At 62.3% G+C, this 11100-nt stretch carries 9 protein-coding genes; 6 read left to right on the top strand and 3 right to left on the bottom strand.

Translation table 11 applies throughout. The annotated features are described in order from the left end of the window. Positions 1-4: 4 nt before the first annotated feature. The 4 genes from JQC81_RS23030 (at position 5) to JQC81_RS23015 (ending at position 4324) form a co-directional block, all read left to right on the top strand. Positions 5-979, top strand: coding sequence for an ABC transporter permease (locus JQC81_RS23030; protein WP_203274145.1), 975 nt, complete (start codon positions 5-7; stop codon positions 977-979). A gap of 36 nt (positions 980-1015) precedes the next feature. Beyond that, a complete protein-coding gene (locus JQC81_RS23025; RefSeq protein WP_203274144.1) occupies positions 1016-2104 on the top strand; it encodes a mandelate racemase/muconate lactonizing enzyme family protein in 1089 nt (362 codons plus the stop codon). A gap of 42 nt (positions 2105-2146) precedes the next feature. After that, the gene (locus JQC81_RS23020; protein ID WP_203274143.1) at positions 2147-3835 is read left to right on the top strand and encodes a GMC family oxidoreductase; all 1689 of its coding nucleotides are present in this window, start codon (positions 2147-2149) and stop codon (positions 3833-3835) included. 303 nt (positions 3836-4138) lie between these two features. Further along, on the top strand, positions 4139-4324 hold the full coding sequence (locus JQC81_RS23015) for a hypothetical protein (protein WP_203274142.1): 186 nt from the start codon (positions 4139-4141) through the stop codon (positions 4322-4324). Between the two features lie 201 nt (positions 4325-4525). Here the strand turns inward: JQC81_RS23015 and fdhD are convergent, their stop codons facing one another. From fdhD to JQC81_RS23000, 3 genes are all read right to left on the bottom strand, one after another. Next, positions 4526-5335 carry a formate dehydrogenase accessory sulfurtransferase FdhD gene (fdhD, locus tag JQC81_RS23010; RefSeq protein WP_203274141.1) on the bottom strand — a complete coding sequence of 270 codons (810 nt, stop codon included), beginning with the start codon at positions 5333-5335 and terminating at the stop codon, positions 4526-4528. Continuing rightward, positions 5332-7644: an FdhF/YdeP family oxidoreductase gene (locus JQC81_RS23005; protein WP_203274140.1), complete on the bottom strand. Its 2313-nt coding sequence runs from the start codon at positions 7642-7644 to the stop codon at positions 5332-5334. Before JQC81_RS23005 ends, fdhD begins: the two co-directional genes overlap by 4 nt. Before the next feature lie 166 nt (positions 7645-7810). Next, positions 7811-8893 (bottom strand): D-TA family PLP-dependent enzyme, encoded by a 1083-nt coding sequence (locus JQC81_RS23000; RefSeq protein ID WP_203274139.1) that lies wholly within the window; start codon positions 8891-8893, stop codon positions 7811-7813. A 339-nt stretch (positions 8894-9232) separates the two neighbouring features. Between JQC81_RS23000 and JQC81_RS22995 the strand changes: the two genes are divergently transcribed. Both JQC81_RS22995 and JQC81_RS22990 read left to right on the top strand, forming a co-directional pair. Further along, positions 9233-9427: a hypothetical protein gene (locus tag JQC81_RS22995; protein ID WP_203274138.1), complete on the top strand. Its 195-nt coding sequence runs from the start codon at positions 9233-9235 to the stop codon at positions 9425-9427. 100 nt (positions 9428-9527) lie between these two features. After that, positions 9528-10862, top strand: a complete 1335-nt coding sequence (locus JQC81_RS22990; protein ID WP_203274137.1) for an alpha/beta hydrolase family protein — start codon at positions 9528-9530, stop codon at positions 10860-10862. Positions 10863-11100 lie beyond the last annotated feature (238 nt).

Raw genomic sequence — 11100 nt, 5'->3', positions numbered from 1 at the left:
TCCGATGAACACCATCTCGCTCAAGGTGTTTCAAGGGATCGGGCGCTACGGGGTGCTTCTCGCCCTGGTTGCCCTGATCCTGTTCGGCTGGCTGCGGTACGAGAACTTCCTCGGCGCCTTCAACGTGCTCTCGGTTCTGCGCTACAACAGCATGTTCGCCCTGGTGGCGCTCGGGATGTGCTTCGTCATCATCACAGGCGGCATCGATCTCTCGGTGGGGTCGACGGCGGCGCTCGGCAGTGTCGTGGCTGCCCTGCTCTCCCCCTACGGCGTGGTGCCAGGATTGCTCGGCGGCCTGGCGGCAGGGCTGGCGGTCGGCGCCTGCAATGCCTTCATCGTCACGAGGCTCAACATCCTGCCCTTCATCGCCACGCTGGCCACGATGCTGGCTGCGAGCGGCTGCGCGCTGTTGCTGGCCAACAACCAGTCGGTCTCGGTGTCTTATGAGACCGGTTTCGTCGAACTCGGACAGGGCGACCTCCTTGGCTTTCCCATTCCGGCCTGGATCGCGCTGATCGCCTTTCTTCTCGGCTCTCTCGTTCTCAACTTCACCTCGTTCGGGCGCACCGTCTTAGCGATCGGCGGCAACGAGGATGCGGCTCGTCTTATGGGGCTGCCGGCTCAACGGGTAAAAGCGCTTGTGTATTTGGCGAGCGGAGGGCTCGCGGGCCTCGCAGGCGTCATCCTTGCGGCGCAGTTCGGGGCGGGGCAACCCATAGAAGGTGTCGGCTGGGAGCTGTTCGCCATCGCGGCCGTGGTCGTCGGCGGCACGCTCCTGACCGGCGGCGTCGGCTCCGTTGGCTCGACCCTCGCCGGCGTGCTCCTGCTCGGCCTGATCTTCAACATCCTGAATTTCGAGAACGGCCTCGGTTGGATCAGCCTGTCGGCCTACTGGCAGTCTGTGATCCGTGGCGCGTTCCTGCTGCTCGTCGTCGCCATTCAGGCCCGACTGAGCATGCGCACGGAAGAGGCCGCCTGACGGCTCCGCATTCCATCGAGCAAGTGAAGGACAACCATGCCCCGGATCACCTCCATCGAACCCGGATTCTACCGCATCCCGCTGCCGACCGTTCTGACCGACTCCATGCATGGCGAGATGCGCGCTTTCGAGCTCAACACGGTGCGCATCCACGATGCGGACGGAGCCGAGGGCGTCGGCTATACCTTCACGGTCGGCCGCAACGGTGCTGCCATCGACACGATCCTCGCCCGTGAATTGCCAGAGATCATGGACGGCGAAGAGGCCGACGAGATCGAGCGCCTCTGGCACAAGGCCTGGTGGGCTCTCCATTACGGCGGCCGGGGCGGCCCGACAGTCCTGGCGCTCTCGGCCTTCGACATGGCCCTGTGGGATCTCAAGGCCAAGCGCGCCAATCTCCCGCTCTGGAAGGCGCTCGGCGGCTTCGATCCCAAGGTGCCCTGCTATGCCGGCGGCATCGATCTTGATCTGCCTCTCGACAGTCTCCTGCGCCAGACGGACGATAATCTCGGAAAAGGGTTCCGCGCCATCAAGATGAAAGTCGGGCGCGCCAATCTGTTCGAGGATGTCGAGCGTGTGAAGGCCATGCGCGAGCATCTGGGTGCGGGCTTCCCCCTGATGGTCGATGCAAACATGAAGTGGAGCGTCGACGGTGCCATCCGGGCGGCACGCGCGCTCCTGCCCTTCGATCTCACCTGGCTCGAGGAGCCGACCATTCCCGACGATCCAGCTGGCCATGCCCGCATCGTTCGCGAGGGTGGGCTGCCCATCGCGGCTGGCGAAAATCTCCGCACCCTGTGGGAGTTCAAGCTCTATGTGGCCGGCGGCGCTGTGACCTATCCGGAACCCGACGTGACCAATTGCGGAGGCGTCACGCCTTTCATGAAGATCGCCCATCTGGCGGAAGCCTTTAATCTGCCGGTCACCAGCCATGGCGCCCATGATGTGACCGTGCATCTCCTCGCCGCCTGTCCGAACCGCTCCTACCTGGAAGCCCATGGTTTCGGGCTCGAACGCTATATCGCCGAGCCCTTGAAGATCCAGGATGGCTTCGCGCTGGCACCGGATCGCCCCGGACACGGCATAGGGTTCGATTGGAAGGGTCTCGACAAGATCAGGGCCTGAGGCATCGAGGATCCTCCGGCGCGTTTGAAGCAGGATGCAGGAATGAAAGAGCGTTTCGACTACATCGTCGTCGGCGGCGGTTCCTCGGGCTCCGTCGCGGCCGCGCGCCTCGTCAATGAAGGCAGGCGCGTTCTGCTCCTCGAGGGTGGCTATTCCCATCGCCATCCGCTTCTCGACATGCCGCCAGGCATCTTCAAGATGATCAACGGCAGCAAGTACATGCGTTATCACCATACGGTGCCGCAGGAGCATCTGGACGGGCGCGTGCACGACATTCCGCAGGCCAATGTTCTCGGCGGAGGCTCGTCGGTCAATGCGCAGGTCTATATGCGGGGCCGCCCGTCCGACTACGACGAGTGGCACGAGGCGCTGCATGGGGAAAACGATTACCCCGGCTGGAGCTGGGCCGATGTTCTGCCCCACTTCCGTACAATGGAAGGCAACAACAGGTTCTACAACGAGTTGCATGGTGCCGATGGACCGCTGCTTGTGTCGGATCCCGGCCACATCAACGATATGTCACGCTGGTTCGTGCAGGCCGTTCAGGCCTTGGGTGAGCCCTTCAATCCCGACTTCAATGGCCCGAGACAGCGCGGCGTCGGTTTCTACCAGTTCATGAACCGGCGTGGCCGGCGCAGCAGTGCGGCTTATGCTTTCCTTGCACCGCTCGCCAATAACCCGAACCTCGTCATCCGCCTGCAGTCACGGGTGAGAAAGATCGAGATCGAGAATGGGCGTGCCGTCGGCGTCACCTATCGCGATGCGAAGGGTGTGGACCACCAAGTCTACGCCGAAGGCGAGGTGATCTTGGCGTCCGGCGCCCTCGTCACGCCGCAACTCCTCATGCTCTCGGGCATCGGCCCGGCCGATCAGCTGCGGCAGCACGGCATCGACTGCATTGCCGATCTTCCTGGCGTCGGTGAAAATCTCATTGATCATCCCGAGGTGCCGCTCATCGCCAAGGCGAATGGGCCATATGGCTATTACAAGCAGGGCGTCGGCTGGCGCATGTTGCTCAACGGCATCCACTTCCGGCTGTTCGGCTCCGGCCCGATCCTCTCGGCCGGTGTCGAGGCCGGCGCCTTCGTGAACCCGGCCGATCCAGAAGCGGAGCCCACAATCCAGGCTTTCTGCGTTCCCATCGTGTATCTGGACCGGGACACCCTCAACCTCGTCGAGGACACATACGGCCTGACGATCACCACGGTCGTCGTGAAGCCCAAGTCCCGTGGCTATGTTCGCTTGCGCTCAGCCAATCCGGACGACATGCCGCTGGTCTCACCCAATCTGCTCAGCCATCCTGACGACGCTCAGGCGATGATCGACGGTCAACGCTTCTTCATCCGAGCTTTCCAGACCACTCCTCTTGCAGAGCGGATCGATCGTGTATCGATTCCTGATCCTGGCGATCTCAGCGACGAAGCAATCATGAAACATTGCCGCCGCTTCGTAAAAACGAACTACCACCCGAGCGGAACCTGCCGGATGGGTAAGGCCAGTGATGAAAGGGCCGTTCTCGATTCCAGGTTACGCGTACGAGGAGTTGAAAACCTGCGGGTTTGCGACCTCTCGGCCATGCCCAACATCAATGCAGGCAACACGAATGCGCCCGCAATGATGCTCGGAAGCCGTTGCGCAGAACTCATCACCGGCCGGCCGATCATCAGCACGTCCCAGTTTGGGCCGCGTCTTTCCGAACAGGGGGACATGAGTATAGCGCCGGTCAGCTAAGACGGTAGGGCCCCATACTTGCCAGGGCCAAGCCGTCAATGCGGCAAAGGCCGCCAGCTACTCCTTGGGTGAGAATGCCGATGATCTTGCCCTCGCCGGCTCCAGGCATCGCAATGGCACTGGAGACAAACCCGACAACCGCTTGACTAGGAACTCCAGCGACAACCTGCTCAAGAGCGCCAACGGTCGAGGCGCCCTCAAGGGTCGCGGCGGAAACGATGCCGTCATGGGCGGCAAGGGCAAGGATCGGATGACTGGCGGCTCGGGAAAGACATTTTCGTCTCCGAGCGCTCCGGCTACGAGATGTTCACTGACTTCCGTGACGGTGAGGACAAGGGCAATGTCAGTATTCTCTTCGGAGTCGACCGCCTGTCCGATCTTGCGATCCGGCAGGCCGGCGATGATGCCATCATCTGGCACAGGGCCGAGGTGATGATCCTCAAGCATGTCGACGGATACTATCTCAGTGGCAGCGACTTCATCTTCTGACGATCGCCGCTTGAATTCCGCATATTCCGCCGAGGGTGCCATACCAGCACCTTCGGCGAAGTTACTTGCTGCTCCGAGGAAGCGAGTGTCGCGCACCCTTCGTTGTGTCAGGCTCGGCGCCCAAAGTGAAGCTTCGCTGTTGGACAATCGGTTCGACGCTGGATCGTTCCCTGAGGCCCGTGAGGCGCCTCTCACCCGATGTCAGAGACCCTGGACGCGCTCGGGATGGGTGAAGACCTCGAAAGACTCTCCCCGGGCTACAGCCACCAGTGTGATCCCGCTGCTCTCCGCGACCCTGACGGCGAGCGCCGTGGGGACAGAAATCGCGGCAAGGATCGGAGCACTCATACGGGCCGCCTTCTGCACCATCTCCACCGATACGCGACTCGTCAGAAGCACCATGCTGGAGCGGCAAGTCTCATGGGCTCTCGCGAGAGCTCCGGCGAGCTTATCCAGCGCATTATGCCGGCCGACGTCTTCCCGGATCGCGACCAGACCCTGCCCTGGCCTCCAGAGACCTGCCGCGTGGATGGCACGGACCTCCCGGTTGAGCCGCTGCGCCTCGGACAGGTCAGCCATGGCGGTCGCAACGGCGCTTGGGGTCAACTGAAGAGTGCCGGACACTCTCGGCGCTGGCCGAACCGCCTCTTCCAAGGATTCCAGCCCACACAGCCCGCAGCCAACCGGTCCAGCCATAGCCCGCCGCCTGGTTCGGTAAGCCCCGCGGCAGGTTTCCGAGAGCCACATCCTGATCTCGAAACCGAGTTCGTGCTGGACGATCTCGGTCGAGAGAAGATCATCTGGCCCGGCAACGATCCCCTCCGACAGGCTGAAGCCGAGGGCGAAGTCCTCTAAGTCGGCGGGGCTTGCCATCATCACGGCATGGGTCGAACCGTCGTAGGTGAGTGCAATGGGCGTTTCTTCCGGCAACAGGCGATCGCCGGCGGCACATGCACCCTTGGCGACGCTGGTTCGGGGCAGACGGATCACCGGTTGCAGGTGAACGTTCATTCCGCAGCCTCGGGTAACTGCTTCTGCCGAAGCACGATGCGGATCGGGATCGATTTCGCCGCCGGTACCTTGCTTTTGTCGGCGTGATGCCAGACCGGGATCAGGGGATTGCACTCGGGGTAATAGGCTGCGCAGCATCCCTCAGGGATCTCATACGGCGTGACCCGCAATCCGCTCACCTGACGCACGATGCCATCATCGACGGCCGTCGTAAGGGTGACCATGTCCCCCTCCTGGAGGCTCAGGCGGGCGATGTCATTCCGGTTCATGAACAGCACCATGCGGGTGCCCCTGACGCCCCTGAACCGGTCGTAATAGCCATAGACCGTCGTGTTGAACTGGTCGTTGGAGCGCACCGTCATAAGCTTGAAGACGTCGCGATCGTTCTCGGCGATGCCAAGATCGGCCTCAAGGCTCTGCGGCACGACGAAGTTGGCCTTGCCAGTCTTGGTCTTCCAGCGGCGCTCTCGCGCTGCGATCGGGCGGTGGAAGCCTCCGGGCTTCCACATGCGCTCGTTGAAACCGCGGAAATCCTCCGGATAGGTCTCCTCAATTGCGTCCCGGACGCGGGCGTAATCCGCCACCCAATCATCCCACGGGACTTTAGGATTGGGTGGAAGAGTCGCCTTCGCCAGTTCAGCGACGATCCGTGGCTCGGAGAGGAGATCAGGGCTTGCGGGCTTGGCGATGCCGTTGGAGCCATGGATGCAGGCGGTGGAATCCTCGACCGAAACGGCCTGAGGTCCAGTCGCCTGCTCATCGATCTCGATCCGCCCGAGGCACGGGAGAATATAGGTAACTTCGCCTGGAATGAGGTGATTGCGATTGAGCTTGGTCGATATCTGCACCGACAGGCGCAGGCGCGTCCATGCCTGCTCCAGAGCCGACGTCTCGGGAGCTGCTCGCACGAAATTTCCGCCGAGCGCCACGAAGGCTTTGACCTCGCCATTCATGATGCCTTGGCAGGCCTCCACCGTGGTCATGCCTTTCCAGCGCGGCGGCTCGAAGCCGTACTGCTCCTTGAGCTTGTCGAGGGGCACGAGTTCGGGCTTCTCCGCAATGCCGACCGTGCGCTGCCCCTGCACATTGGAATGGCCGCGCACCGGGCAGATGCCTGCCCCAGGCCGACCGATATTGCCGCGCAGGAGCAGCAGGTTGACGAGCATCTGGACGTTCTCGACCCCGGCCTTGTGCTGGGTGAGCCCCATGCCGTAAATGCCGATGACGGCATTCGCACGGGCATAGGCCGTCGCTGCGGCTTCCAGCGTCGAGCGCGAAAGGCCTGAGCGGCGCTCCAGCTCGGGCCATTGGGCCTGCCGGGCGGCCTGCCCGAACTCCTCGAAGCCGTGCGTGTGCTCGGCGATGAAGGCATGGTCGAGCACCGGCTTGCCTCCCGTGGCCCGCGCCTTGTCGTCCGCTTCGATCAGGATCTTCGCCAGCCCCATGAGGGCCGCAATGTCGCCGCCGATCTTCACCTGATGATACTGCGAGGAGATGCGGGTTTCCGCTCCGGTCAGCATCTCGGTCGGCGCCTGCGGGTTGGTGAAGCGCTCGAGCCCACGCTCCTTCAACGGATTGAAGGTGATGATGGGCACGCCGCGCCTGGAGGCCTCCTGCAGCGGATGCAGCATGCGCGGGGAATTGGTGCCGACATTCTGCCCGAAGAACAGGATGCAGTCGGTCTGTTCGAAATCGTCGAGGATCACCGTGCCGACCGAAACGCCGATGCTCTCCGGCAGCGCCACAGAGGTGCTCTCGTGGCACATGTTGGAGGAATCCGGCAGGTTGTTGGTGCCGTAGAGCCGGGCGAAGAGCGCCCACATGTAGGATGTCTCGAGCGAGGCGCGGCCGGATGCATAGAGCACCACCTGACGGGGATCGAAGGTCTTCAGCTCCTGCCCGATCTCCTTGAAAGCCTCCTCCCAGCTGACAGGAACGTAGGTATCGGAAGCATTGTCGTAGCGCATCGGGTGGGTCAGGCGACCGGCTTCCTCGAGATCGTGATCCGACCATGTCCGCAGTTCGGACAGGGTATGCTTGGCGAAGAACTCCGGCGTCACCCGCTTCGTGGTGAGTTCCCAGGCGGTCGCCTTGGCGCCGTTCTCGCAATATTCGAAAGGATGCGGATCGGCCGGCTTTGCCCAGGCACAGCTAACGCAGGCATAACCGTCAGGCTTGTTCTGCTTGAGCATGATGGCGTTGCCGCTGACGAGACGCCCTTCCTTGGCCAGAATACTTTCGACGGAACGAACGGATCCCCAACCGCCTGCAGGACCTGGATAAGGCTTGATCTTGGGCTCGTCGCTCATCTGGGGCAGCCTCCCGTTTGCCGCCATTCACCTGCGGCGTTCGACTTAACCCATGTAAATGACCGGGAGGCATGACCATTCAAGTGGGGGCGAACCCCTTAGGAGCCGACACCCCCACTAGGGTTCACCCTGTCCGCACGCGATACTCTGTGCTCGAGTTAACCCGTCACGCCAGGCGCCCGCGAGCTGCGACAGGCAGTTCGCCGATGATGTCGTGACCGCGCACGGCAACCAGGCGATCGACCATGTTGACCACGACGCAGACGTGGTTGGGAATGATCCGAACCACGTCGCCGATATTCGGGCGATCGTTGCAGGCCGACAGATCCAGGAACCCGTGCTCTTCGGCAAAGCGGGCAATCTTCGCCTGGGGATGCTCGAGAATGAGTCCATGCCCCTCCAGCCCGCCTGTGTCGCTCGTCAGGGTTTTCGATCCGGAATCGAGAATGCCCCTTTCCGGCCCCGCCCGGCTCACAACGGTGGCATAAACGGTGAGCGCGCAATCCTGCAGCTGCGCGACACCGGCTGCCAGCATCATGCGGTCGTTGAACACCGAAGTTCCGGCCCGGTGCTCGGTCACGCCTTCGATCTTGCCCAGGCTCAGGAGGTTGGGCGTCCCGCCGGAAGACACGATCTGCGGCTCAAGACCCAGCTCGCGGACACCGGCTGAGGCAGCATCGAGGAAAGCCTGTGTCTCTGCCATGGCGTTCTCGGGCGGGTACAGCATGAACCCGGCGAACGAGAGCCCTGGGCGCGATGCAATGTCCTTCGCCAAGGCGACCGCCTCCGCAACCGTCTCGACGCCAGCCCGCTTGCGCCCGGTATCGCACTCCACCACCACAGGCAGCTCACGTCCGGCTATGGCGGCGGCTTCCGGCAGGCCTGCCACCACCGTGGGATTGTCGGCTGCGACGGTTACCCTCGCCCGGGACAGGAGACTGCCGAGGCGGCCGAGCTTTTCCTCACCCAGGATATTGTAGGCGACCAGGATGTCGTCGTGCCCGGCCTCGGCCATGACCTCCGCTTCGCCAATCTTCTGGCAGGTGATGCCACGAGCGCCGCCGTCCCGTTGCATGGATGCGATGACAGGGCTCTTATGCGTCTTAATGTGGGGCCGGTTGGCCACGCCGGCGGCATCGCACAGCCCCTGCACCCTGGCGATGTTGCGCTCGACGACATCCAGGTCGACAACCACCGCCGGTGTCCCGAACTCACGCGCAACCTTGGCCTTGAGATCCTCGATGCTCATGTCTGCCCCTGTCGTTTCCTAAACTGCCGGAAACGATAGGCGATCATGGCGCCGCTGTCCTGCCTCGTCCGCAGATGAAACAATGCTTCTCGTCGAGGCCGCGTTTTCGTTGTTAACTCTCCCTTAATTTCGGCCCAGACCCCGCTAGATGAGACATTATACCCGGCTAATATGGCCTGAATAAAAGTCTGCAGAGATGGTCCCGTGCTCTACCCGCTGACTCAGAACCCGATCATACGAGTCTTGGATATCCTGGGACGTGACTTTGCCTCTCATCCTCCGGCGCCAATGCCGCCCATCCTCGGTCCCAAGACAGGTCAAATCCGGAGCCCGGAGAAGATGGCCCTCGAGAAAGGGTTCAGCAGCGTCTCCGACATGCAATGCCGGATGGCGGAGGTCGACGTGGGCCTCTACTCGCGCTCGGCCGCCTTCAGACAATGGTACTATGCGGACGGCTCAAAGGCCGGATTGGAGGCCCTGATCAACGGCCAGTTCAAGTTCTTTGCACCACAGACAGGCGCGGATTCGGCCTGAGACGTCTTCATCGTGTCACAGGGCAATGGATATCAGCGCTCCGGAAACGACGTGCCGGTTGGTGCCTACCAATTACCCAAATCACACAGGAGGAACCCTCGTGAGAAGTGCAGCTTTGGCGACCCTGATCCTGTTTGCCATTTCCTCTCCCTCATCCGCGCAGGACATGACCCATCACAACCACATTGACCTGATCCGTCCCGACGCGCCGGCGCTCGCCAAGCACGGCGAGCACGCCATCGGCGTCCGCACGGTCGAGGTCATCAATAAGAACCAGATCGACGTCCTGAAGGCGACCGCCGGTCAGGAGCCTCCGCGCTACGACCGCAAGCTCACCCTGGAAGTCTGGTACCCGGCGGAGACGGACGGGAAGCAGTCAGGCGCCTATCCCGGCGTGTTCCTTCGTGACGGCAAAACCCAGGTCACGCTCCATGGCAAAGCGGTGCGCGACGCCCAGCCCAAGCGGGCGGCCGGCAGCCCCTATCCGCTGGTGATCATCAGTCATGGCTATCCGGGCAGTCGCTTTCTTCTCAGCCATCTGGCGGAAAATCTCGCGACCAAGGGCTATGCGGTGGCCGCCATCGATCATGCGGATTCCACCTACAACGATCAGGGCAAGTTCGGGTCGACCCTGATCAACCGGCCCCTCGACCAGGTTTTTGTGCTCAATGCGATCGATCAGATGTCGAAGGAGAGCGGGCATTTCCTAAATGGGCTGGTCGATACCTCACGGACTGGCCTGATCGGCTATTCGATGGGCGGATACGGGGCGGTGATTACCGCCGGAGCCGGCGTCACCAAGGAAGCTGTTGCCTACGACTCTGGCGTGCCGGCGGGCATGCTGTCCGTGCACCTGGCTGGATCTGAGACCCACAAGAAGCTGCGGGACGAGCGGATCAAGGCGGTCGTCGCCATCGCCCCCTGGGGCATGCAGCGTGGCTTCTGGAATCAGGAGGGGCTTACCGGAATCACGACACCGATTCTCTACATCGCCGGCAGCAAGGATGATGTCTCGGGCTATGAAAAGGGCGTGCGCGCGCTCTACACCGGCACTGTCAACGCGGACCGGTATATGCTGACCTTCGAAAACGCCAACCACAACGCCGCAGCCCCCATCCCGGCACCGGTCGAGAGCTGGCAGACGGCCGAGGGTGGAGCCTCGACGCCCTTCAACCACTATGCCGATCCGGTGTGGGACACGGTCCGCATGAACAACATCACGCAGCATTTCGCTACCGCCTTCCTGGGGCGCTACGTGAAGGCGGATCAGGAACTCGGCACCTATATGGACGTGCCCGTGGAGCGGGCAAGCGAAGGGGTCTTTGCGGCCAACAAGGATGGCACCTTCAAGCCCGAGCATACCTATTGGAAGGGTTTCACAGCCCGAACCGCCGCAGGCTTGGTTCTCGAACGTGGCACGCGAAGCGCCAACTGATCATAGCGATCCATGAAAAGGCCCGGCTCTTGCCGGGCTTTTTCATATGCGCAGAGCCGCACAAAGAACTCTTCAGTCGAATCTAGAAGGTAGGCCGGCACTCACTCCTGGACTGTCAAACCGGGCCCGATTACGTTAGGATCAAACAAAAATCTATGGATCGGCCGTGCGTTGCAAGAGGGCTGTTTCTGGTTGGATGAGAGACGGTTCGCATCAATCTATCCGGCCTCAGTATGGA

This window comes from Microvirga arabica (assembly GCF_016811235.1).
Classification (GTDB): Bacteria; Pseudomonadota; Alphaproteobacteria; order Rhizobiales; family Beijerinckiaceae; genus Microvirga; species Microvirga arabica.
Note: the sequence above shows the minus strand (reverse complement) of the source record. Positions and strands in the feature narration are given on the sequence as shown.